The sequence below is a fragment of the Algoriphagus sp. UBA3586 genome, assembly GCF_002376385.1.
GTDB lineage: Bacteria > Bacteroidota > Bacteroidia > Cytophagales > Cyclobacteriaceae > Algoriphagus > Algoriphagus ornithinivorans.
Genome location: NZ_DFMT01000003.1, coordinates 17782 through 38854 on the forward strand (window position 1 = coordinate 17782; position 21073 = coordinate 38854).

Consider the following 21073-nt stretch of genomic DNA (forward strand, 5'->3'; position numbering starts at 1 on the left):
AGAATCACTATGCATATGGGACGATATATTTTAGGCAGCATGCTCATTCTTCCCAAAAATCAGGTCTAATATTAGTTCCTCTTCGAGTACAGTCCACGCATCTTGGAGTGGAATACCTGTAGCCGATTGGCTCAATGGCATTTTCGAGATAAATAGGCAAAGCCGGTATATTGATTTCGGAGCGGAAAACAGCATCATAATTTGCTACAAAAACCGTATCAGCAGACAAAAAGCATCCTGCATACTCAGGAACTTCCGGCCTCCATGGTGCCACTTCTCTAATATCAATAAAAAGCCTCTTTTGTTGAACTTTCCCTAAACTCACCTGCCCAATTACCGGGACATCAGGGTTTTGGTCTTGCTTTATATTCCCTCTAATATTCGAAGGGAGTGGACTAAAAATTGAGCCTAAATCATCTGTATTTTTCTTTAAAATTTCCCAAAATTCAACTGCATCTTTGCTTAGAGCCTTTTGCGAGATCAAAATACTGTAGCGAAGGGAAAGTCGCTCATCTCCTAGATTGATTTGCTTGATAGATTGTCTAAATACAAATTGATCTTGAAATCTAGAGGAGGTCTCTAAAATCAGATCAGAATTTAAGGCACTTCGATAGCATAAATCAATTCGCTCTTCGGCTGAACGCGGAATAATCCTTTTCAATTCTGGATCATATTTGTCAAAAGAGATAATTGGAGGGCGAAAAGCCCAAGTTTCCTCATAAGTCCAGAGAAAATCATCTGCATCAGGATTACCTTTGGTGGTCAAAAACACCTCCACACCAGCCTCATTTTGTTCAAAACCAACATCAATAATCTCAGGAGTAATCACAGGCTTTAATTCACTAGAGGTATAGCTCGTACCATCATTGAGAAAAATCCTTAATTGATAAGTTTCATTTTCAGGAATATCATGTTGGAATTCATAGATACCCTCACCTCGCTCTAAAAGGGAATATCTCGCGCCGGAACTGCTTTCCAAGTAAACAGTAGCACCAAGCGCTGAAGGATTGAAATTAAATTCATCTTGGATATTGGAAGTAAAGCTCAATCTTAAATTACTACTTAATCCTTCCGAATCGAGATAACCTTCTACCACCAGAACATTGAGATCCCGTGCTTCAATCTCCGGCTCAAAAGGCTCCCTACACCCCCAAAAGAGCAAAAGAAGCAAGAAAAAAGAAAGGTTCTGTATTTTCATCAAAATCTGAAATTGTAAGTAATAAATGGAATTGGTTTAGCAAAAATGGATAATTGATACCCTCTTAATTTTCCTTCTACTGGGGTGTAATAGACTGAATAAGGATTACTTCTACCCAATACATTGTAGACTCCGACTGACCAGGACGAATGGGCGAGTTTTTTTACTTTATGATTTCCTTCCAAATTGACAGAAAGGTCAACTCTGAAATAATCCGGAATTCTGTAGGCATTTCTATCCGAAAAATAAACCCTTTCAGATCCGCCATACTCAAATTTTGAAATAGGTAAGGTTACCGGTCTTCCGGTGCTATAATTCCCATTTAAAGAAGCATTTATTCGCTTACTCAATTCGTAATTTGTCACTAATACGACATGGTGGGGCTGATCAAAATTACTGGAGTAAAAAGCACCCTGATTAATTTTTTCAATACTCGGTTCATCAGAGGTTCTCAGTAAGGAACGAGAATAGGTATATGCCAGTGAGCCTTTTAAAATGCCTGTGTTCTTTTTCAATAAAAATTCAATACCATAAGCTCTACCGAGGGAATTGAGTACATCTTGCTCTATATCCTCATTTAGAATAATAGATGCTCCTGACCTATAATCCAGAATATTACTCATGTACCGGTAGTAGACTTCAGAGGAAAATTCAAATTTTGTTACTCCAATATTTTGATAATATCCTAAAGAAAACTGCCCTCCTGTTTGAGGCTTGATATATGAATCACTGAGTTTCCATGAGTCTGTAGGAGCTATTACGGAAGTATTGGAGAGCAAATGAATGTTTTGCCTTGTTGTAGTAAACCCAGCTTTAATTGAAGATTGGTTGGTTAAGTTATACCTACCAGAAAGCCGGAATTCTGGTCCATGATAGGTCTGAATAGTTTCTCCTTTTCCAAAATTTCTTTCCCCCGTAAGGTTGCTTTCAATTATGGGTGCTCCGGGCACATACTCTTTCACGGTATTGGGACCATAAAATTGGTACAACATATATCGGCCTCCATAACTAACTGAAAGGCGCTCGTTGATCGTCCATTCGTCTCCAAAATAGATTGCTAACTCCCGCGCTTGTTCATTTTCCAAATCCTGAGGAATTACAATTGACTCTGTGCCAAAGGGGTTATTTGTCCCAGGATTTAATTGGTATTGGATTGCGTGGAGCCCAAATTTATAAATATGGTTGAGGTCCTTTCTGTATTCCCAATCGGTTCTCAAATGGACTTGCTTTACATCAAAATTGAAATCAAATGCATTTAAAGGATTATCCTGCCCGATAATTCCAAATTGATATGCATCATAACCAGCAGTAAACCGAGCTTCCAACTGTTCATTATAAAAGTGACGCCAAGTCGCTGCTACATTTAGATTTTGATAGGAATAGGTAGTGTCAGGATCAAAGGCAAACTCATCTTTGGAAATGTAGCTAGTGACTTCCAAATGATTTTTCTCGTTAAAAATATGCCTAACATTGGCATTAAAATCATAGAAAGAGGCTCTTGAACCATTTAAGGCAGCTTCATCATCCAATAAATTCAAAGCCCAATCAGAGTAAGTAGATCTCCCACCTAGAATAAAAGTGGTCTTTTCTCCTATAGGGCCTTCCAAGCTCAATCTGCCAGTCATGATTCCTATACCCCCACTTCCACCGATTTTATCAGATCTTCCAAACTTTGGACTTACCTGAAGCACTGAGGAAAGCCTGCCCCCATAATTAACAGGAACAGAACCTTTGTAAAGCTCCACTCCTGCCACCATATCAGGATTGAAGGCAGAGAAAAACCCAAAGACATGTGCAGGATTAAATACGGTCGATTGATTATAGAGAATTAGATTTTGATCAGCAGCACCTCCTCTTACATTGAAGCCAACACTCGCCTCTCCTACAGTATTTACACCGGGCATGGTTAATATGCCCCTCAGCACATCCACTTCTCCCAAAATAGCCGGAAGACGCTTTACCTCTGCCATAGAAATGGATTGAACTCCCATTTCAAGTTTGTTAATATTGGACAATGCCCCAGAGCTTACTACTACTTCATCTAAAGAAAGAAAACTTTCCTGTACCTCCATATTTAAGACTCCATTTCCGAAAAGCTCTATTTGACGCTGCTCTTGATAGCCTCCTGGATTTTGAATTATTAAAGTATGTCTTCCTTTAGGCAGGGTGATTTGATAGTACCCATTTTCATCAGTGATGGACTTTTGAAAACCAATGTTTTCATAAATCACTGTTCCCAGCATGGGCTCACCATTTTCTATGTTGCTTACTTTACCAGATAGCACTGCGGTCTTTTGAGCGGGGTCTTCTTTGTCCTTTCCGATTTCATATCGCATGTTCCTAGCAAAGGCACCTAAATCTTCCTGTTGATCTGTTGCCAACTTGGAAACCTGGTTTTTAGGCTCAAAATATCCCCTTACAAATTCAACAGGCATTTTTCTTCCTGAGGTAATAAATACCCTATTGTCGGCAGCTATGGAAAACTTCCAACTGGTCCCTTGAAAAATTGCGGTCAGGAGATCATCTAATTTCCCCTCTTTCGCCTGGATATTAACCGAAACTTCCTCCATCACCTTCGGATCAAAGACAAAGCGATAGGAGGTTTCCTTTTCTATGAGCTCAGCAAACCTTTCAAAAGATACTCCCGCAAAAAGTCCTGTGATTTTCTCCTGCGTTTGAGCCTCTGCTAGACCAAAGGACAGGCAAAAAACTCCTAGCAATGCGATTAAAAATCTTTTATTCATTTTCAGTACCTATTTGTGAATGAATTTGAATTAACATCTTTAGGTATCGTCTCTTGTTGCTTCCATAATAAATACCTTTTCTAGTCAGATTCTCCCGGACAAGTTTTTTACTCAATTCCAGAGTTTTAATCGCAGACTTCTTTGTTTTTATGGAAAAAAACTGGCCACCATCCCAAATAAAAAAATCTTCGAACTCCTCATATTTAGCCACATAATCTCCCAATTCGCGGGTGGGTTTCGGAATTTTATAATGCTTGGCGAGCAAGGTCACACTCCCCTCTTCCACAATTTCATAAAATCCGTTTTTATGGTGAGCATAAGACTCATTTCCGGTCAACTGCTCGAAATTGCTTCCATCCCCAAGTCTAAATGAATTGATTTTGGCTGGGTTTATAAGAAGCTTTTGCATGTAAATGGGATGTACTGTAATGACCTGATCATATCTGATATCATATAAAAGAGGGATGTCAGGGTAATACACTTGATTGATGGTTAAGCCGCCGTATTCAAAAGACCTGCCTTTCAAAAAAGGAAAGCCTTCATGGTTTTTGGGAGGCTCAGGGTATTGGGCTCCAGTGATCAACTCCTGAAAAAAAGGTAGCTTTTCCTGGTAAAATTCCAGGTTAGCCAAATTTTCTTGGAGGCTCTGAGCAAATGCCCCAACCATTGATAGGCTAATTAGGCCCAGTAAAAAAATTCTTTTCCTCATGGTCGAAAATACGAGAGAATCGATTTTTGATTCAGGTTTTTAAAAATTATGTTTAGAAAGGCAAAGTTTCCTTTTAGAAGGAAAAATCTATCCACTAAATGAGCCCCATATGACCAGTAGAAGACAAGTACTCAAAAGCATTGCCCTTTCATCCATAGCAGTGGGAGCTCCTCTTGCTGTAACGAAAGCAGCGGAAAAAACGCTACCTCAGTTTCGGTTTTCTCTCAATACTTCTACTATTCGCGGACAAAAATTGAGCCTTCCCCAAATCATCGAACTAGCCGCAAGAGCTGGATATGATGGCTTTGAGCCATGGATGATGGAGATTCAAACCTATTTGGATTCCGGAAAAAGCTTGGCTTCACTCAAGAAATTAGCATCCGATGCGGGGCTGGAATTTTTCGATTGCATAGGTTTTCCTACCTGGATGTCCCAAGATGCTGAAAAAAGTAAAGTTGGATTTGCTCAAATGGAAAAAGAGATGGGGGTCTTGGCTGAATTAGGCTGCCCTCGCGTAGCTGCTCCTGCTATTGGTTCGGAGGCACCTTTAAACTTGATGGAGGCGGGAGAGAAGTACAAACAATTATTGGATCTTGGCAGGAAAACAGGTGTAATGCCCCAACTGGAATTCTGGGGAGCTTTCCCTTCATTTCATCATTTGGGTCAAGCCATGATGGTTGCCGCTGTGGCTAACGATCCTGATGCAAAAATCCTTGCAGATGTGTATCACCTTTTCCGAGGAGGCTCCGGTTTTGAAGGCATGAAACTCCTAGACGGGCAAGCCATTGATATTTTCCATATGAATGATGTACCCGGTGATATTCCGCGCTTGGAGCAACAGGATAAGGATAGAGTTATGCCAGGCGACGGGGCTGCTCCCATGCAAGAACTTGCCAATACGCTCAAAGCTAAAGGAAAACCCATTATTTTGTCCTTAGAGCTTTTCAATCCAACCTACTATGCCATGGATGCGGAAGTGGTTGTGAAAGAAGGGTTGGAGAAAATGAAGCGGTTTTTTTGAAAAAAATTGGGCTCATTTAGCCTGAGTTTAAAGACAAAAAACTAACATTTATTTATGCTTTTCACCCAAACAAATCCGAACTCAAATACCGGTCTCCCCTATCGCAGGTAATGCAGACTATCACTCCTTCTTCAAGTTCTTTGGAAAGCTCGATAGCTGCATGTAAAGCTCCGCCACTACTCATTCCGGCTAATATTCCTTCTTCTTTGGCCATCCTACGTGTCATTTCAGTAGCCTGATCCTGTGAAACATCTATCACTCGGTCAACTCTCTCTTTTTCAAAAATCGCAGGCAAAAATTCTGGAGACCATCTTCTGATTCCTGGAATGCTCGATCCATCGGTAGGCTGGGTGCCCACTATCTGGATTGAAGGATTTTTTTCTTTGAGATATCTAGATACCCCCATGATAGTACCTGTGGTACCCATTGCAGATACAAAGTGAGTAACTTTCCCCTGCGTATCATTCCAGATTTCTGGTCCAGTGGTTTTGTAATGGGCCAAATAATTATCCGGATTGGCAAATTGATTCAGCATGAAATAGCCTTCTTTCTCATTCATTTCCTCCGCCAGAGTTCTAGAATACTCGATGGTTTTAGCTGCTGGTGTCAAAATAACTCTTGCCCCATAAGCCTCCATGGAAAGTACCCGTTCTCGAGTTGAGTTGTCCGGCATAATCAAGGTCATATCCAGTCCCAAAACTTTGGCTACCATTGCCAAGGCAATTCCAGTATTACCGCTGGTAGCCTCAACCAATTTATCACCCCTTTTTATTTCCCCTCTATCCAAGGCAGATTGAAGCATATTAAACGCAGCTCTGTCCTTGACACTTCCGCCCGGGTTTTGGCCCTCCATTTTACAAAGAAACTTGACTTTTGGATTGGTCGGGATATGGGAAAGCTCCACCAAAGGAGTATTGCCAATTAATTCAAATAGCTTCATGGGAATCGTTTTTGAATACATACACATCCGTCACTTCTGAATCTGCATGGTACATTTGGGCCTGATAATAAACTTTAGACCCTGCTGCCACAGATTTAGTCAGCCAGACATTCCCACCAATAGTACTCCCTTTTCCAATGACAGTTTCGCCACCCAAAATAGTGGCTCCAGCGTAAATCACTACATGATCTTCAATGGTTGGATGACGCTTGCTATCTGCATCAGCTTTTGCTACGCTTAAAGCACCAAGAGTAACCCCTTGGTAAATTTTTACATGCTCTCCTATTACTGTGGTTTCTCCGATCACTACACCAGTACCATGATCTATACAGAAATACTTGCCAATTTTAGCCCCTGGATGGATGTCAATTCCCGTACGACTATGAGCAATTTCTGTAATCATTCTGGGAATTAACTTAATTCCCAACATATGCAGTTCATGAGCAATTCTATAGGCTGCTATCGCATAAAACCCTGGATAAGAACGAAGAATCTCAGTTCTGGATTTGGCTGCTGGATCTCCTGAATACATTGCATCCACGTCCAAGTGAATCCAATCGTATACTTTCTCCAGTCTATTGAAAAACTCAGCTGCCAATTCCTTTCCGTTTTGACCATGAAGCTGGGTATTCCTCTGAAGGATCACTTCCAAAGTGAATTGGCTTGCGGCTAATTTTTGTTCTACCTCAGACTCATCCTTGATCTTTTGTACAGAATACTCTGGAAATAATAATCCCAAAACCTCTTCAAAAAATTGTTGTATCACCTTGGGAGAGGGGCAATCTGAGCACTCCTGATGAGCGCGGTGAATTTTAGAAACAAAAGAATTCATAGGTTTGAGTTGAGAGACTTACAACACAAAACCAACTCGAATCACATAAGGTTCACCATAAGGAGACCTTAAATTATCATGAAGCACATTATATAGGAAAGTAAAGTTGGCTCCTCCCCTTCCTCCACCGAAAGGAGCAAAGTAGCCTCCGCCTAAGAACAGGGCATTGGACCAAATCCTCTCAAAACGCTCAGATTGGGTATTATAATTTTCAAAATTCAAGGATTCGAACTCCCCATGAATAAAAATATTAGGTAGTACATTAAACCTATTGAATACCCTTCCGCCATAAGATGAAAATTCATTCCCAAAAAATCTCCTGTCATTAAAATATTGATAAGTAACCCCAATTCCTGCAGAATATCTATTAGTGATCATAACACCAACAAGAGGAGAAATGTCTAATAGAGTAACTGTTCCAAACTGCATCCCAAAGTTCCCTCCGAAATACAGCCTGTCTTTGAATGATACAGAATCTGAATAGATTTCTCTTTGGGCCTGCGCTTGAAAAAACAGACCAAAGGATAAAAGAAAAGTAAGAGTGAGGAGTTTATTTTTTGACAATAACATAGAGATCTTCGCTTGGCTTCTTCATCAGGTATTTTTCACGGGCAAACTTCTCTAAGAGTTCGGGATTACTCATTAATTCTTCTCTTTCAGACTTAATTTTCACTTTTCGCTCTTGATAATATTCCTTTTGATCCTCCAGCTGATTCAGTTTTTGACTTAGTTTAAACTGGTTTACCAAGTTATTGGAGTCAATAAAGATCATCCAAGACAGGAAACAAAGAGTTGCCAATCCATAAAAATTACCACCTAGTTTGAGAAGCTTCTTCATAGTATAAACAGAACAGAAAGTTAAATTACAAAAATGATGCAAAAATGAAGCGAGTGGAGGATAATTGTGGGTTTTGAAATCTCTTGAAGTAAAAAAATGCTCGCAGCGGCGCAGCGACGCAAAGCTTATTTTCTCCCGCAAAGGATAGAAGAAGCAAAGAAATTTTTGAAAGAGTTATCAAATCGCGCCGTTGGTTCTCTGGAATTCTTATTCAAATTTATTGCTACAATCAAAACACGCCTCTGGCGCTTCAAATAGTTAGGCTGTCAAGCATCGGAGAGGCGCTCTGATTGCAGACTTTGGTTTGAAAGAGACTATCAGAGATTCAGAGATGCGATTTGATTGTTTAAAGCTGAAATTAAAAATTCAAAATCTGGCTCTTCTGTGGTGAGAAAATCTCGCAGCGGCGCAACGAAGCAACGTTTATGTGGATGAAAAAATGTTATGCTGTAATTTTCCGATAACAATTTCTTTACTGCCCGTAAATCGTACCCCGATAGCTATCGGGGCGTAAATCAAAAATCATTTCCCTCTGTGGTGAAAAAATAATATCAAAGAAGAAATTGAAACCTAACTTCCAGACCCTACCTTTTTAAACAAAAAATCCCCTGTCTTTATGACAGAGGATTTTAAAAGTTTTATGAGCTAGTAAGACTTACTTCAATCTTCCTTTAAAAACTGCCGCATCGCCAAGTTGCTCCTCAATTCTAAGCAACTGGTTGTATTTAGCCATTCTATCAGATCTAGAAGCAGATCCAGTTTTGATTTGACCACAGTTAACTGCCACAGCCAAATCAGCGATGGTTGAATCTTCAGTTTCTCCGGATCGGTGAGACATTACAGCTGTAAATCCAGCCTTATGTGCCATACTGATTGCATTTAAGGTCTCAGTTAATGTTCCGATTTGATTTACTTTAATCAAAATGGAATTAGCCGATTTTTCTTGGATACCTCTTTGCAGGAATTTCACGTTTGTTACAAACAAGTCATCACCTACCAGCTGTACTTTATCTCCGATTTTAGCGGTCAACATAGCCCATCCTTCCCAGTCTTCTTCAGCACATCCGTCTTCGATAGAATCGATTGGATATTTCTCAGTAAGTGAAGCTAAATAGTTTACTTGCTCTTCTCTGCTTCTGATTACTCCTGTATCACCTTCAAACTTCTTGTAATCATAATTTCCATCCTTGAAAAACTCAGATGCAGCACAGTCCAAAGCAATAGTCACATCGTCACCAGCTTTATAACCAGCTTTTTCGATTGCATCTAAAATACAACCCAAAGCTTCCTCTGTCCCGCCGGAGAAGTTTGGAGCAAATCCACCTTCGTCTCCTACTGCGGTACTCAAACCTTTATCGTGAAGGATTTTTTTCAAATTATGGAAGATTTCAGCTCCCATACGGATTGCCTCGGAGAAGCTAGGAGCTCCTACAGGGCGAATCATAAACTCCTGGAATGCGATAGGTGCATCAGAGTGAGATCCACCATTGATGATATTCATCATTGGTACAGGAAGCGTATTAGCATTTACACCGCCGATATAGCGATATAATGGCTGACCTGCTTCCATTGCTGCTGCCTTGGCAACAGCCAAAGAAACGCCAAGTATTGCATTCGCTCCCAAGCGGCTTTTAGTGGAAGTCCCATCCAAGTCAATCATGATCTGGTCAATCATGTTTTGCTCAAAAACTTCCATTCCTACCAATTCCGGGGCAATGATATCATTCACATTGGAAACGGCTTTCAATACGCCCTTTCCTAAATATACACTCTTGTCACCGTCACGAAGCTCTACGGCCTCGTTAACTCCTGTAGATGCACCACTAGGAACAGCCGCTCGGCCAAATGCACCATTTTCTGTTACCACATCCACCTCTACGGTTGGATTACCTCGTGAATCGAGGATTTGTCTTGCATGAATTGATTGAATCAACGTCATAGTCTAAAAGGTTTATAAGATTTAATTTTGATTGATTAAGGCGATAAAGTCATCAAAAAGATACCGGGAATCGTGCGGTCCAGGTGAAGACTCCGGGTGATACTGCACAGAAAAGGCCGGTTTATTTTTCAGCTTGATGCCCGCCACTGTATTGTCATTCAGATGAACATGAGTAATCTCCACCTCAGGATGCTTTTCAGTATCTTCTCTTACGATATTAAAGCCGTGGTTTTGAGAGGTAATTTCACTTTTACCTGTCACCATATTTTTGATAGGATGGTTGATTCCTCTATGCCCATGGTGCATCTTGTAAGTAGAAATACCTACTGACTCTGCCAATAATTGGTGTCCGAGACAAATTCCAAAAACAGGTTTTCCTGTATTTAGAATATCCTTTACAGTTTCCACTGCATAATCCATCACAGCTGGATCGCCAGGACCATTGGATAAGAAATAGGCATTTGGCTGCCACTCTTCCATTTCCGCCAATTTTGTTTTAGCTGGATATACTTTACAATAAACTCCGCGTGAGGCTAAGTTTCTCAGGATATTTTTCTTAATCCCGAAATCCATACAGGCAACTTTGATTGAAGCATTTTCATCCCCATAATAATAAGGCTCTTGAGTACAAACTTGAGATGAAAGTTCCAGGCCGTTCATGTCCGGTAACTTCTCAAGCTCAACTTTAAGACCTTCCAAATTGCCTTCAAATTCAGAACTGATGATTGCATTCATCGCTCCTTGGGAGCGGATATGTCTCACCAACTTACGGGTATCGATATCTGCTATTCCGGTGATTTTATATTTCACCAAATAATCCTGAAGAGAACCATGCCCATCCAGTCTGGAGTAAACTTCTGAGAAACTATTGACAACGATACCGCCAATAGTAGGATGATCAGACTCTACTTCTTCATTATGTACACCATAATTCCCAATGTGTGAAGTGGTAGTGACAATAACCTGACCTGTATAAGAAGGATCTGTATAGATCTCTTGATAGCCAGTCATACCGGTATTGAAACAAATCTCACCCCCATTGGTACCGGGGTTTCCAATCAATGAACCGTGGAAAACGGTTCCGTCAGCTAGAAGTAAGGTTGCTTTATGTTTAATCATGTTTGAGAAAGTTGCCCAAAGTTAAAGATTTCTTGCAAGGAGGAGGAATGTATGGGTATAAAAAAAGGATTGAACGAGAGTCCAATCCTTTCTATATTTTAAATTGAATATCAATTTACTTTTCTTCTGTGTCAGCATCAGTTGAATCAGCAGAAGCTTCTGGAGCCTTAGGCTCTTCAGTTTTTGCTTCAGCAGCAGGTGCAGCAGCAGTAGTTTCAGCAGGCTTGCTAGAACCTCTTCTAGATCTTCTAGTAGTTTTCTTAGCAGGCTTCGCATCTTTCAACATCAATTCGTTGAAGTCAACCAATTCGATGATACACATTTCAGCGTTATCACCCAATCTGAAACCAGTTTTGATGATACGAGTGTATCCTCCGGGACGAGTACCAACTTTCGCGATTACTTCACCAAACAAAGCAATGATAGCTTCTTTGTTTTTCAAGTAAGAGAAAGCCATACGTCTGTTGTGAGTGGTATCTTCCTTTGCTCTAGTGATCAAAGGCTCCACATATTTCTTCAATTCTTTTGCCTTGGCAAGCGTGGTTGAGATACGCTTGTGAAGAATCAGCGAAGTTGCCATGTTGGAAAGCATTGATTTCCTGTGAGCAGCCTTCCTTCCAAGGTGGTTAAATTTCTTACCGTGTCTCATTTTATTTATTCTTCATCAAGTTTATACTTTGAAATATCCATTCCAAAGGTCAAGCCTTTTTCCTGAATCAACTGCTCCAATTCAGCAAGTGACTTCTTACCGAAGTTTCTGAATTTCATCATATCAGAAATTTCTAACTTGGCAAGATCTCCCAAGGTCTTCACATCAGCAGCTTTCAAACAGTTGAAAGCACGTACAGAAAGATCTAGATCGCTTAGAGAAGTCTTCAAAAGCTTTCTCATGTGAAGGAACTCTTCATCGATTGGCTCTGGCTCGGCAACTCCAGTAGAGTCAAGAACCATAGTCTGATCAGAGAATAGCATAAAGTGCTGAATCAAAATCTTAGCAGATTCCTGAAGTGCTTTCTCAGGATGGATAGAACCATCAGTTGAAACTTCAAGGATTAATTTTTCGAAGTCAGTCTTTTGCTCCACACGGGTATTTTCTACGCTGTACTTTACATTTTTGATTGGTGTAAAGATGGCGTCGATGGCAATTTGCCCGAATACCTGCTCTTTTGGTTTGGATTCTTCAGCTGGTAAGTAGCCTCTTCCTTTTTCGACATTCAATTCGATCTCGAAAGTTTTGGACTCATCGATGTGGCAAATAACCAAATCCGGATTCAATACCTCGAAGGAAGAAGTGAACTTCGCAATGTCCCCTGCAGTGAAGACAGACTGATTTTTTACTTCCACAGTGATCTTTCCGTCAAATGCTTCATGCACTTTCTTGAAACGTACCTGCTTCAGGTTCAAAATAATGTCGGTCACATCCTCCACTACACCATCGATGGTGGAAAATTCATGCACCACTCCAGGAATCTTGATGGAAGTGATGGCATAACCCTCCAACGAAGAAAGCAAAATTCTTCTTAGGGCGTTACCGATGGTAACTCCATAGCCTTTTTCCAGTGGTTTGAAAGTAAACAAGCCATGGAAGTCATCGGCTTTTTCCATTACCACTTTTTCGGGCATTTGAAATGCTAGTATGGACATATATCTTGTTCTTTTTTTAAAAGCTGAAAATAGTAAATATTACTTAGAGTAAAGTTCGACGATGAGCTGCTCCTTGATATTTTCTGGAATATCATCTCTAGAAGGCACACTGACGAATTTGCCGGACAAAGAAGCGCTATCCCACTCTAACCAGGAATACTTGTTTGCACCTCTACCAGCTAAGCTATTGGTAATAGCCTCCAAAGACTTGGAACGTTCTCTTACAGAAACCACATCTCCTGGCTTCAATGAGTAAGAAGGAATGTTCACTACTTCACCGTTTACTAGAATATGCTTGTGAGAAACCAATTGTCTTGCACCTCTTCTAGTTGGGGAGATTCCCATTCTATAGACGGTGTTATCCAATCTAGCTTCCAAAAGCTGAAGCAAGTTCTCACCTGTGATACCCTGCTTTCTAGAAGCGATATCAAACATTTTAGCGAACTGTCTTTCCAATACACCGTAGATGTATTTTGCTTTTTGCTTTTCAGCAAGCTGGATAGCATATTCTGACTGCTTCTTTCTTCTTCCACGACCATGCTGTCCTGGAGGATAGTTTTTCTTTTGAAGCGCTTTGCTATGCCCTTCGATAGGCTCGCCAAACTTTCGGGCGATCTTTGCTTTAGGACCTGTATATCTAGCCATTTCTTACAATTTTATAATTAAACTCTTCTACGCTTAGGTGGACGACATCCATTGTGTGGCATTGGAGTCACATCGATGATAGTAGTCACATCCAAACCTACATTTTGCAATGTTCTGATCGCGGATTCACGACCAGCACCTGGACCTTTTACGAATACTTCGATTTTTCTCAAACCTAAGTCGTAAGCAACCTGACCGCAGTTTTGAGCGGCCATTTGCGCAGCGTAAGGAGTATTTTTCTTAGAACCTCTGAAACCCATTTTACCGGCAGAAGCCCAAGAGATTACTTGTCCTGCATTATTGGTAATAGAGATGATGATATTGTTGAAGGAGGCTTTGATATGCGCCTGACCTACAGCTTCTACCTTTACTACTCTTTTTTTACCTTTTGCTTTATCGTTTCTTTTCTGAGCCATAATCTAAATCAGGTTTTATTTAGTTGCCTTCTTCTTGTTAGCAACAGTCTTTCTCTTACCCTTCCTTGTTCTGGCGTTGTTTTTAGTCTTTTGACCACGCACCGGAAGTCCTTTTCTGTGTCTCAAACCTCTATAACAACCAATATCCATTAGTCGCTTGATGTTCAATTGGATCTCTGATTTCAAAACACCTTCGGTTCTGAATTCTTCGGCAATGATATTACGGATAGCGGTAGATTCGTCATCATTCCACTCACCTGCTTTCTTGTCGAAAGAGATACCGGCTTTGCTCAGGATAGCTCTGGCGGAGCTTCTTCCGATTCCGAAGATGTAGGTAAGACCTACTTCCCCGCGCTTATTGTCTGGTATATCTACACCTGCAATTCTAGCCATGATTAACCTTGTCTTTGTTTAAACTTAGGATTCTTCTTATTGATGACATAAAGTTTCCCATTCCTTCGGATCAACTTACAGTCAACGCTTCTCTTTTTGATAGATGCTTTAACTTTCATATGAGTATAATTTTATTGTCGGCCATATGATATCTCGCTTGTCAGTGGATCATCTTTAATAAAGAAAATCCGACTTGCTCGATTTCATATCAGTTTATTTATATCGATATACTATTCTACCTTTAGATAAATCATATGGAGAAAGTTCTAATTTGACACGATCTCCAGGTAGGATTTTAATGTAATTCATCCTCATCTTGCCGGAAATATGCGCAATCAACTGGTGGCCGTTTTCCAACTCGACTTTGAACATTGCATTGGATAAAGCTTCGATGATTGTTCCGTCTTGCTCTATTGATGTCTGTTTTGCCATATTAGAATTTAAAATTCTCTTCTATGTATTTATGGGTCGTTAAGACCTCAGTTCTATCTTCGAAAATCGCTACTGTATGCTCATAATGTGCAGATGGTTTTCTATCCGAAGTCCGGATTGTCCATCCATCAGCCTCTTGGACAATATTTCTAGATCCAAGATTTACCATGGGCTCAATCGCAATTACCATCCCTGCTTTTAACAGAGGACCGCTCCCCCTTTTACCATAATTGGGTACTTCTGGTGCCTCATGCAAATTTTTACCAAGTCCATGGCCTACAAGTTCTCTTACAACTGTATAGCCTTTGGCTTCAACAAATTTTTGAATGGCATTGCCAATATCCCCAATACGGTTACCAAAAATTGCCTGTTCGATTCCCAAGTAAAGTGAATCTTTAGTGGCTCTAAGTAAATTCAGAACAGGAGTGGAAACTTCACCGACAGGGTAAGTATAAGCGGAATCGCTATGAAAACCTTGGTGAAAGACTCCACAATCTACTGAGATTATATCGCCATCTTTCAATTCATATTCGCTGGGAAAACCGTGAACAACAACTTCGTTCACAGAAATACAGAGTGATGCGGGAAAACCGTTGTAGCCCTTAAATGAAGGAACTGCACCGTGATCCCGAATAAACTCTTCAGCAATTTTATCTAGGTGAGAGGTCTTTTCCCCTACCTTGATATGTTTGGCTACTTCCCCGTGGGCTTTCGCCAAAATATCTGCACTTTCTTTAATCTTTTGAACCTCCTCTGAGGTCTTGTAATGAATCATCTTAAGCTACTTGGTAATTAGAAGGATTATTCTTCATATTACCAGACTTCATCATTCCTTCGTAATGTCTCATCAATAGATAACTTTCAATCTGACGAAGTGTATCCATAATAACACCTACCATAATCAACAAGGAAGTACCTCCATAGAACTGAGCAAACTCTCCACCAACACCAGCAATTATAGCCAAGGCAGGAAGAATCGCTACAGCTGCCAAAAGGATAGAACCTGGCAATGTGATTTTGGAAATGATTCCATCTATAAACTCAGAGGTAGGAGCTCCAGGCTTAATACCCGGTACAAACCCACCATTTCTCTTCATATCTTCTGCAATCTGCTCAGGATTAACCGTGATGGCAGTGTAGAAGAAAGTGAATACAATGATCAATACTGCAAAGAGCAAGTTATACTGCCAAGAAGTGAAGTCAGAGAAGGTCGTTCCGATATAGTTAGCTATATCACTTTCACCTGCCCAAATCTGAGCGATCAAAGCTGGAACGAACATTAAAGACTGAGCAAAGATGATAGGCATTACACCAGACGCATTCACTTTAATTGGAATGTACTGACGCTGTCCTCCATAAACCTTGCCGCCTACAACTTGCTTGGCATATTGAACCGGAATTCTTCTTGTAGCTTCTGTCAAGGCAATCACCCCAACTACTACAAAGAACAACACACCCGCTTCAATTAATAGAAGCAAAAGACCTGAGGATCCTTTCTCAACACCTTCAGCAATTAATGCTCCAGGGAATCGAGAAATAATACCAATCATGATCAACATTGAGATACCGTTTCCGATACCTTTCTCTGTGATTTTCTCTCCTAACCACATACAGAACATAGTTCCAGCAGAAAGCAACACAAGGGAGCTGAACATGAACAAGGAAGTACTTACCATCACTGCGCCAGTAGGTAGTATAGTAGCTGTAACGTAGCCTATACCTTGCGCGATTGTAATCAGAATGGTAAGAACTCGAGTGATCTGGTTGATTCTTTTTCTTCCAGATTCACCCTCCTTTTGCATTTTTTGAAAGTAGGGTACTCCGACAGTCAACAGCTGCAACACGATGGAAGCAGAAATGTAAGGCATAATACCCAGTCCAAAGATGGAGGCATTACTAAACGCACCACCTAGGAATGTATCTATCAGACCAAATATCCCTTCTTGAGGTCCTCCTAATTTAGAAGGATCAACTCCAGGAAGTACGATAAAAGAACCCAATCTGAAAATGATCAAAAAACCGATCGTATTCAAGATTCTCACTCGTAGGTCTTCGATAGAGAAAATGTTCTTAACTGTCGAAATAAACTTTTTCATTTAATTAAATCTTGTTTACTGAACCACCCGCTTTTTCAATGGCAGCTACAGCGCTGGCAGAGAAGCTATGAGCAGTTACTGATACTTTGGAACTCAATTCACCTCCGCCCAAAATCTTGATTTTGTCGTTTTTGGAAGCGATGCCATGAGACACCATTGTATCCATATCGATTGATTCAAGATTGTAGGTCGTTGCAAGGCTTTGCAAGGTATCCAAATTTACCGGTTTGAACTCAACTCTGTTCAAGCTTTTGAAACCAAATTTAGGAACTCTTCTTTGAAGTGGCATTTGACCACCTTCAAAGCCCAATTTAGTCTTATAACCGGATCTTGATTTTGCACCTTTATGACCTCTTGTAGAAGTTCCCCCTCTACCGGATCCAGTACCTCTACCAATTCTCTTACGATTTTTGGTTGATCCTTCGGCTGGTTGTAATGTATGCAGTTTCATAATTAAGCTTCCTCCACTTTTACAAGGTGATTAACTTTCTTGACCATACCGGCAATCTGTGGAGTATTTTCTACTTCAACAGATTTGTTGATTTTGCCTAGACCTAAAGCAGTAATGGTAGCTTTTTGATCTTTTGGTCTGTCAATAACAGATTTCGTTTGTGTGATTTTGATCTTAGCCATGATGATTATCCATTAAAAACTTTAGACATTTTCACACCTCTCTGTTGTGACACAGAGATAGCATCTCTCAGTTGCATCAACGCATCGATGGTTGCTTTCACCACGTTGTGTGGGTTGGAAGAACCTTTGGACTTAGCCAATACGTCAGTTACACCTGCAGATTCCAATACGGCACGCATCGCACCACCGGCGATAACACCAGTACCTGCAGCAGCTGGTTTGATAAGGACAAAACCTCCACCAAACTTACCAATCTGCTCATGCGGAATAGTACCTTTCAAAACCGGTACTTTTACCAAGTTTTTCTTTGCGTCCTCGATGCCTTTAGTGATTGCATCAGTTACTTCGTTGGCTTTACCCAAGCCGTAACCTACAACACCATTGCCATCTCCGACTACTACGATTGCGGAAAAAGAGAATCTCCTACCACCTTTTACCACTTTGGCTACTCGGTTGATCGCTACTACTTTTTCTTTTAAATCTGTATCTGTGGCCCTAATGGGCTTCTTTTTCAGTTGAGACATAATAATTAAAATTTAAGGCCTCCCTCTCTGGCACCATCTGCCAAAGCTTTCACTTTTCCGTGATACAAGTAGCCATTTCTGTCAAATACTACTTCGCTAACACCATTGGCAACGGCTCTCTCAGCGAGTTTTTTACCAACCTCCGTAGCGATTGATACATTGGTGTTTTCTTTAGCGCCCAACTCCTTAGAGGAAGCCTGAGCCAAAGTACGACCCTTAAGGTCATCCACCAATTGCGCGTAGATACCAGTATTACTTTTGAATACTGATAAACGTGGTCTGGAATCGGTACCGGAGATCTTTCTGCGGATACCCTGCTTGATTCTAAGTCTTCTGGAATTCTTATTAAATGCCATAACCTATTATTTTTTACCGGCAGTTTTACCAGCCTTACGTCTAATTTGTTCACCAACGAAGCGCACACCTTTGCCTTTGTAAGGCTCGATCTTACGAAGAGATCTAATTTTTGCCGCTACTTGTCCGATCAATTCTTTGTCTATTGCTTCCAAAGAGATGATTGGATTTTTACCTTTCGGAGTCTCAGTCTTCACAGATACACTTTCAGGAAGTGCAAAGAAGATGTTGTGAGAATATCCCAAGTTCAATTCTAATACTTGACCTTGGTTGGTTGCCTTATAACCTACACCTACAAGTTCCAAGTCTTTCTTGAATCCTTCAGAAACTCCGATCACCATATTGTTGATCAAAGATCTGTAAAGACCATGCATAGACTTATGTCTTTTAGAGTCAGTAGGTCTGGAAACAACGATCTGGTTGTTTTCCACTGTCACCTGAATATCAGGATTCACATCCTGAGTCAGTGTACCCTTTGGACCTTTAACAGTAACTACACCTTTTGTAGCCACGTCTACAGTAACACCGCTGGGTAGATTTATTGGTTTTTTACCTATTCTTGACATGATAGTAAATTAATATACGTAGCAAAGTACTTCGCCCCCGATACCTTCGGTGCGGGCTTCTTTGTCTGTCATTACCCCTTTAGAGGTCGAAATAACGGCAATACCAAGTCCATTGATGACTCTTGGTAGCTCGTCATGTTTTACATACTTTCTTAAACCTGGCGTACTAACTCTCTTCAGGCTCACGATTGCATTCTTCTTGGTAGTTGGATTGTATTTCAAAGCAATTTTGATTGTGCCTTGAGGTCCGTTATCCTCAAACTTATAGTTCTGGATATACCCTTTGTCATGCAATACTTTAGTGATCTCCTTCTTGATATTAGAAGCAGGTATCTCAACGATTCTGTGAGAAGCCTTAATGGCATTTCTCAATCTAGTCAGATAATCGGCTATTGGATCAGTCATGGTATTATATAGTCTAGCTCCACCCGTTTTGAGCGTGCAAAGTTACGAATTGATTTTTTAAATAAAAACTACTGTCGTTATTTTACCAGCTGGACTTAGTCACTCCCGGAATCTTGCCTGCTGAGGCCATTTCTCGGAAGGTTACCCTGTTGATACCAAACTTTCTCATGTAGCCTTTTGGACGACCGGTCAACTTACATCTGTTGTGAAGTCTAACCGGAGAAGCGTTCTTTGGCAATTTATCAAGTGCCTCATAATCGCCAGCTGCTTTCAGCTCAGCTCTTTTCTTGGCATACTTGGCTACCAGACGTTCTCTTTTTCTCTCACGAGCTTTGATGGACTCTCTTGCCATGATTATTCTTCTTTATTTTTATTAACGAACGGCATACCGAAAGCCTTCAACAACGCGAAGCTTTCTTCGTCAGTATTTGCGGTAGTCACAAATGTGATATCCATACCGGAAATTCTATTTACTTTTTCGATAGAGATTTCTGGGAAGATGATTTGTTCGGTAACACCTAAAGTGTAGTTACCTCTTCCATCAAATCCTTTGTCAGAAATTCCTTTGAAGTCACGAACACGTGGAAGTGCCACGGTCATCAATCTATCAAGGAATTCATACATTTTCTCTCCTCTCAAAGTAACTTTAGCTCCGATAGGCATGCCTTCTCTTAGCTTAAAGTTAGAAACAGAAGTTTTAGCTTTGGTAGAAACTGCTCTTTGACCTGTGATCAAAGAAAGTTCTTCCACGCCTTGGTCAACCAATTTCTTATCAGCTACTGCAGCACCGATACCTTTGTTAAGCACAATTTTGCTCAACTTAGGAACCTGCATTACAGAAGAATACTGGAATTTTTCTTTCAAAGCAGGAACGATATCGTTCACATACTTTTGCTTCATTCTAGGATTAGCCATTGATCACCTCCCCTGTTTTCTTAGAGTATCTTACTAATTTACCATTTTCGCCTGCCTTGCGTCCAGTTCTGGTAGCTTCACCAGTCTTAGGATCTACAAGCATCAGGTTACTGATATGTACAGAAGCTTCTTTCTTCTCGATACCACCTTGAGGCTTAGCAGCAGTAGGCTTCACGTGTTTAGTCACGATATTGATACCTTCTACATAAGCTCTGCTTTTAGCAGTATCTACAGAAAGAACTTTCCCTGTTTTACCTTTGTCATCACCTGCGATCACTTTCACAGTGTCTCCGGTTTTGATGTGCAGTTTAGACTGCTTGTTGAATTTTCTTTCCATGATTACAATACTTCAGGGGCCAAAGAAACGATTTTCATAAACTGCTTCTCTCTCAATTCTCTAGCCACAGGGCCGAAAATACGAGTACCTCTAGGTTCATCGTTGTTGTTCAACAATACAGCAGCGTTGTCCTCGAAACGAATGTAAGAACCGTCTTTACGTCTTACTTCTTTCTTGGTACGTACGATAACCGCTCTTGAAACGGTACCTTTTTTCATGTTGCTGGAGGAAAGGGCAGACTTTACAGTCACGACTACTTTATCACCGATAGAAGCATATCGTTTTTTAGTTCCTCCCAATACGCGGATGACCAATACCTCTTTGGCACCGGAGTTGTCCGCCACACTTAGTCTGGATTCTTGCTGTATCATGA

Annotated in this window: 29 protein-coding genes; 1 reads left to right on the forward strand and 28 read right to left on the reverse strand. The window is 40.6% G+C overall.

Features of this window, described 5'->3' with window-relative positions:
- Window positions 1–43 precede the first annotated feature (43 nt).
- Genes B2906_RS00205 through B2906_RS00215 form a run of 3 tightly spaced genes read right to left on the reverse strand, consistent with a single transcriptional unit; the run spans window position 44 to window position 4609 of the window.
- Window positions 44–1198 carry a DUF4249 domain-containing protein gene (locus B2906_RS00205; RefSeq protein WP_219956894.1) on the reverse strand — a complete coding sequence of 385 codons (1155 nt, stop codon included), beginning with the start codon at window positions 1196–1198 and terminating at the stop codon, window positions 44–46.
- Entirely contained in the window at window positions 1198–3942 is a 2745-nt protein-coding gene (locus B2906_RS00210; protein WP_219956895.1) for a TonB-dependent receptor, read from the reverse strand. The genes B2906_RS00205 and B2906_RS00210 overlap by 1 nt, the downstream gene beginning before the upstream one ends.
- Window positions 3935–4609, reverse strand: coding sequence for a hypothetical protein (locus tag B2906_RS00215; protein ID WP_219956896.1), 675 nt, complete (start codon window positions 4607–4609; stop codon window positions 3935–3937). The genes B2906_RS00210 and B2906_RS00215 overlap by 8 nt, the downstream gene beginning before the upstream one ends.
- 151 nt (window positions 4610–4760) lie before the next feature.
- On the opposite strand from B2906_RS00215, the gene B2906_RS00220 reads away from it, so the two are divergent.
- On the forward strand, window positions 4761–5672 hold the full coding sequence (locus tag B2906_RS00220) for a sugar phosphate isomerase/epimerase family protein (RefSeq protein ID WP_219956897.1): 912 nt from the start codon (window positions 4761–4763) through the stop codon (window positions 5670–5672).
- Between the two features lie 61 nt (window positions 5673–5733).
- On the opposite strand, the gene cysM is transcribed toward B2906_RS00220, so the two are convergent.
- The 25 genes from cysM to rplN form a co-directional block, all read right to left on the reverse strand.
- Window positions 5734–6612: a cysteine synthase CysM gene (cysM, locus tag B2906_RS00225; RefSeq protein ID WP_219956898.1), complete on the reverse strand. Its 879-nt coding sequence runs from the start codon at window positions 6610–6612 to the stop codon at window positions 5734–5736.
- Complete coding sequence (locus B2906_RS00230) at window positions 6599–7444, reverse strand: serine O-acetyltransferase (RefSeq protein WP_219956899.1); 846 nt, start codon at window positions 7442–7444, stop codon at window positions 6599–6601. Before B2906_RS00230 ends, cysM begins: the two co-directional genes overlap by 14 nt.
- 18 nt (window positions 7445–7462) lie before the next feature.
- Window positions 7463–8014: a hypothetical protein gene (locus B2906_RS00235; protein ID WP_219956900.1), complete on the reverse strand. Its 552-nt coding sequence runs from the start codon at window positions 8012–8014 to the stop codon at window positions 7463–7465.
- A complete protein-coding gene (locus B2906_RS00240) occupies window positions 7995–8282 on the reverse strand; it encodes an FtsB family cell division protein (RefSeq protein ID WP_091652892.1) in 288 nt (95 codons plus the stop codon). Before B2906_RS00240 ends, B2906_RS00235 begins: the two co-directional genes overlap by 20 nt.
- A 655-nt stretch (window positions 8283–8937) precedes the next feature.
- Entirely contained in the window at window positions 8938–10221 is a 1284-nt protein-coding gene (eno, locus tag B2906_RS00245; protein ID WP_144606826.1) for a phosphopyruvate hydratase, read from the reverse strand.
- A gap of 21 nt (window positions 10222–10242) precedes the next feature.
- Window positions 10243–11340 carry a glutamine-hydrolyzing carbamoyl-phosphate synthase small subunit gene (carA, locus tag B2906_RS00250; protein ID WP_219956901.1) on the reverse strand — a complete coding sequence of 366 codons (1098 nt, stop codon included), beginning with the start codon at window positions 11338–11340 and terminating at the stop codon, window positions 10243–10245.
- Window positions 11341–11455: 115 nt separating this feature from the next.
- Window positions 11456–11989 (reverse strand): 50S ribosomal protein L17, encoded by a 534-nt coding sequence (rplQ, locus tag B2906_RS00255; protein ID WP_144606829.1) that lies wholly within the window; start codon window positions 11987–11989, stop codon window positions 11456–11458.
- Between the two features lie 5 nt (window positions 11990–11994).
- The gene (locus B2906_RS00260) at window positions 11995–12984 is read right to left on the reverse strand and encodes a DNA-directed RNA polymerase subunit alpha (RefSeq protein ID WP_091652882.1); all 990 of its coding nucleotides are present in this window, start codon (window positions 12982–12984) and stop codon (window positions 11995–11997) included.
- A gap of 39 nt (window positions 12985–13023) precedes the next feature.
- A complete protein-coding gene (gene rpsD / locus B2906_RS00265) occupies window positions 13024–13629 on the reverse strand; it encodes a 30S ribosomal protein S4 (RefSeq protein WP_091652879.1) in 606 nt (201 codons plus the stop codon).
- A gap of 17 nt (window positions 13630–13646) precedes the next feature.
- Window positions 13647–14045, reverse strand: a complete 399-nt coding sequence (gene rpsK, locus B2906_RS00270; RefSeq protein ID WP_091652876.1) for a 30S ribosomal protein S11 — start codon at window positions 14043–14045, stop codon at window positions 13647–13649.
- 15 nt (window positions 14046–14060) lie between these two features.
- Complete coding sequence (gene rpsM, locus B2906_RS00275) at window positions 14061–14438, reverse strand: 30S ribosomal protein S13 (RefSeq protein WP_091652874.1); 378 nt, start codon at window positions 14436–14438, stop codon at window positions 14061–14063.
- Window positions 14439–14440: 2 nt separating this feature from the next.
- Window positions 14441–14557, reverse strand: coding sequence for a 50S ribosomal protein L36 (gene rpmJ, locus B2906_RS00280; protein ID WP_091652871.1), 117 nt, complete (start codon window positions 14555–14557; stop codon window positions 14441–14443).
- Window positions 14558–14651: 94 nt separating this feature from the next.
- A complete protein-coding gene (infA, locus tag B2906_RS00285; protein ID WP_008202999.1) occupies window positions 14652–14870 on the reverse strand; it encodes a translation initiation factor IF-1 in 219 nt (72 codons plus the stop codon).
- 1 nt (window position 14871) lies between these two features.
- On the reverse strand, window positions 14872–15645 hold the full coding sequence (gene map, locus B2906_RS00290; protein WP_091652868.1) for a type I methionyl aminopeptidase: 774 nt from the start codon (window positions 15643–15645) through the stop codon (window positions 14872–14874).
- Window position 15646: 1 nt separating this feature from the next.
- Entirely contained in the window at window positions 15647–16966 is a 1320-nt protein-coding gene (gene secY / locus B2906_RS00295; protein ID WP_091652866.1) for a preprotein translocase subunit SecY, read from the reverse strand.
- A gap of 4 nt (window positions 16967–16970) precedes the next feature.
- Window positions 16971–17417, reverse strand: a complete 447-nt coding sequence (gene rplO / locus B2906_RS00300; protein WP_091652863.1) for a 50S ribosomal protein L15 — start codon at window positions 17415–17417, stop codon at window positions 16971–16973.
- A gap of 2 nt (window positions 17418–17419) precedes the next feature.
- Window positions 17420–17599 (reverse strand): 50S ribosomal protein L30, encoded by a 180-nt coding sequence (gene rpmD / locus B2906_RS00305; protein WP_091652860.1) that lies wholly within the window; start codon window positions 17597–17599, stop codon window positions 17420–17422.
- Between the two features lie 5 nt (window positions 17600–17604).
- On the reverse strand, window positions 17605–18123 hold the full coding sequence (rpsE, locus tag B2906_RS00310) for a 30S ribosomal protein S5 (RefSeq protein WP_091652857.1): 519 nt from the start codon (window positions 18121–18123) through the stop codon (window positions 17605–17607).
- A gap of 5 nt (window positions 18124–18128) precedes the next feature.
- Window positions 18129–18479, reverse strand: a complete 351-nt coding sequence (gene rplR / locus B2906_RS00315) for a 50S ribosomal protein L18 (RefSeq protein ID WP_219956902.1) — start codon at window positions 18477–18479, stop codon at window positions 18129–18131.
- Window positions 18480–18485: 6 nt separating this feature from the next.
- Window positions 18486–19043, reverse strand: coding sequence for a 50S ribosomal protein L6 (rplF, locus tag B2906_RS00320; RefSeq protein WP_219956903.1), 558 nt, complete (start codon window positions 19041–19043; stop codon window positions 18486–18488).
- A gap of 9 nt (window positions 19044–19052) precedes the next feature.
- Complete coding sequence (gene rpsH, locus B2906_RS00325; RefSeq protein WP_091652847.1) at window positions 19053–19448, reverse strand: 30S ribosomal protein S8; 396 nt, start codon at window positions 19446–19448, stop codon at window positions 19053–19055.
- 82 nt (window positions 19449–19530) lie between these two features.
- Window positions 19531–19800 carry a 30S ribosomal protein S14 gene (rpsN, locus tag B2906_RS00330; RefSeq protein ID WP_026956459.1) on the reverse strand — a complete coding sequence of 90 codons (270 nt, stop codon included), beginning with the start codon at window positions 19798–19800 and terminating at the stop codon, window positions 19531–19533.
- Window positions 19801–19802: 2 nt separating this feature from the next.
- Window positions 19803–20363 carry a 50S ribosomal protein L5 gene (gene rplE, locus B2906_RS00335; protein WP_219956904.1) on the reverse strand — a complete coding sequence of 187 codons (561 nt, stop codon included), beginning with the start codon at window positions 20361–20363 and terminating at the stop codon, window positions 19803–19805.
- Window positions 20356–20700: a 50S ribosomal protein L24 gene (rplX, locus tag B2906_RS00340; protein ID WP_091652843.1), complete on the reverse strand. Its 345-nt coding sequence runs from the start codon at window positions 20698–20700 to the stop codon at window positions 20356–20358. The genes rplE and rplX overlap by 8 nt, the downstream gene beginning before the upstream one ends.
- A 2-nt stretch (window positions 20701–20702) precedes the next feature.
- Window positions 20703–21071 carry a 50S ribosomal protein L14 gene (gene rplN, locus B2906_RS00345; protein ID WP_026956456.1) on the reverse strand — a complete coding sequence of 123 codons (369 nt, stop codon included), beginning with the start codon at window positions 21069–21071 and terminating at the stop codon, window positions 20703–20705.
- Window positions 21072–21073: the final 2 nt, after the last annotated feature.

Excerpts from the sequence above, each read along its gene's own strand:
- B2906_RS00205 (WP_219956894.1), bottom strand. The coding sequence starts at position 1,198 with ATGAAAATACAGAACCTTTCTTTTTTCTTGCTTCTTTTGCTCTTTTGG.
- B2906_RS00210 (WP_219956895.1), bottom strand. The coding sequence starts at position 3,942 with ATGAATAAAAGATTTTTAATCGCATTGCTAGGAGTTTTTTGCCTGTCC.
- B2906_RS00215 (WP_219956896.1), bottom strand. The coding sequence starts at position 4,609 with ATGGTTGGGGCATTTGCTCAGAGCCTCCAAGAAAATTTGGCTAACCTG.
- B2906_RS00220 (WP_219956897.1), top strand. The coding sequence starts at position 4,761 with ATGACCAGTAGAAGACAAGTACTCAAAAGCATTGCCCTTTCATCCATA.
- cysM (WP_219956898.1), bottom strand. The coding sequence starts at position 6,612 with ATGAAGCTATTTGAATTAATTGGCAATACTCCTTTGGTGGAGCTTTCC.
- B2906_RS00230 (WP_219956899.1), bottom strand. The coding sequence starts at position 7,444 with ATGAATTCTTTTGTTTCTAAAATTCACCGCGCTCATCAGGAGTGCTCA.
- B2906_RS00235 (WP_219956900.1), bottom strand. The coding sequence starts at position 8,014 with ATGTTATTGTCAAAAAATAAACTCCTCACTCTTACTTTTCTTTTATCC.
- B2906_RS00240 (WP_091652892.1), bottom strand. The coding sequence starts at position 8,282 with ATGAAGAAGCTTCTCAAACTAGGTGGTAATTTTTATGGATTGGCAACT.
- eno (WP_144606826.1), bottom strand. The coding sequence starts at position 10,221 with ATGACGTTGATTCAATCAATTCATGCAAGACAAATCCTCGATTCACGA.
- carA (WP_219956901.1), bottom strand. The coding sequence starts at position 11,340 with ATGATTAAACATAAAGCAACCTTACTTCTAGCTGACGGAACCGTTTTC.
- rplQ (WP_144606829.1), bottom strand. The coding sequence starts at position 11,989 with ATGAGACACGGTAAGAAATTTAACCACCTTGGAAGGAAGGCTGCTCAC.
- B2906_RS00260 (WP_091652882.1), bottom strand. The coding sequence starts at position 12,984 with ATGTCCATACTAGCATTTCAAATGCCCGAAAAAGTGGTAATGGAAAAA.
- rpsD (WP_091652879.1), bottom strand. The coding sequence starts at position 13,629 with ATGGCTAGATATACAGGTCCTAAAGCAAAGATCGCCCGAAAGTTTGGC.
- rpsK (WP_091652876.1), bottom strand. The coding sequence starts at position 14,045 with ATGGCTCAGAAAAGAAACGATAAAGCAAAAGGTAAAAAAAGAGTAGTA.
- rpsM (WP_091652874.1), bottom strand. The coding sequence starts at position 14,438 with ATGGCTAGAATTGCAGGTGTAGATATACCAGACAATAAGCGCGGGGAA.
- rpmJ (WP_091652871.1), bottom strand. The coding sequence starts at position 14,557 with ATGAAAGTTAAAGCATCTATCAAAAAGAGAAGCGTTGACTGTAAGTTG.
- infA (WP_008202999.1), bottom strand. The coding sequence starts at position 14,870 with ATGGCAAAACAGACATCAATAGAGCAAGACGGAACAATCATCGAAGCT.
- map (WP_091652868.1), bottom strand. The coding sequence starts at position 15,645 with ATGATTCATTACAAGACCTCAGAGGAGGTTCAAAAGATTAAAGAAAGT.
- secY (WP_091652866.1), bottom strand. The coding sequence starts at position 16,966 with ATGAAAAAGTTTATTTCGACAGTTAAGAACATTTTCTCTATCGAAGAC.
- rplO (WP_091652863.1), bottom strand. The coding sequence starts at position 17,417 with ATGAAACTGCATACATTACAACCAGCCGAAGGATCAACCAAAAATCGT.
- rpmD (WP_091652860.1), bottom strand. The coding sequence starts at position 17,599 with ATGGCTAAGATCAAAATCACACAAACGAAATCTGTTATTGACAGACCA.
- rpsE (WP_091652857.1), bottom strand. The coding sequence starts at position 18,123 with ATGTCTCAACTGAAAAAGAAGCCCATTAGGGCCACAGATACAGATTTA.
- rplR (WP_219956902.1), bottom strand. The coding sequence starts at position 18,479 with ATGGCATTTAATAAGAATTCCAGAAGACTTAGAATCAAGCAGGGTATC.
- rplF (WP_219956903.1), bottom strand. The coding sequence starts at position 19,043 with ATGTCAAGAATAGGTAAAAAACCAATAAATCTACCCAGCGGTGTTACT.
- rpsH (WP_091652847.1), bottom strand. The coding sequence starts at position 19,448 with ATGACTGATCCAATAGCCGATTATCTGACTAGATTGAGAAATGCCATT.
- rpsN (WP_026956459.1), bottom strand. The coding sequence starts at position 19,800 with ATGGCAAGAGAGTCCATCAAAGCTCGTGAGAGAAAAAGAGAACGTCTG.
- rplE (WP_219956904.1), bottom strand. The coding sequence starts at position 20,363 with ATGGCTAATCCTAGAATGAAGCAAAAGTATGTGAACGATATCGTTCCT.
- rplX (WP_091652843.1), bottom strand. The coding sequence starts at position 20,700 with ATGGAAAGAAAATTCAACAAGCAGTCTAAACTGCACATCAAAACCGGA.
- rplN (WP_026956456.1), bottom strand. The coding sequence starts at position 21,071 with ATGATACAGCAAGAATCCAGACTAAGTGTGGCGGACAACTCCGGTGCC.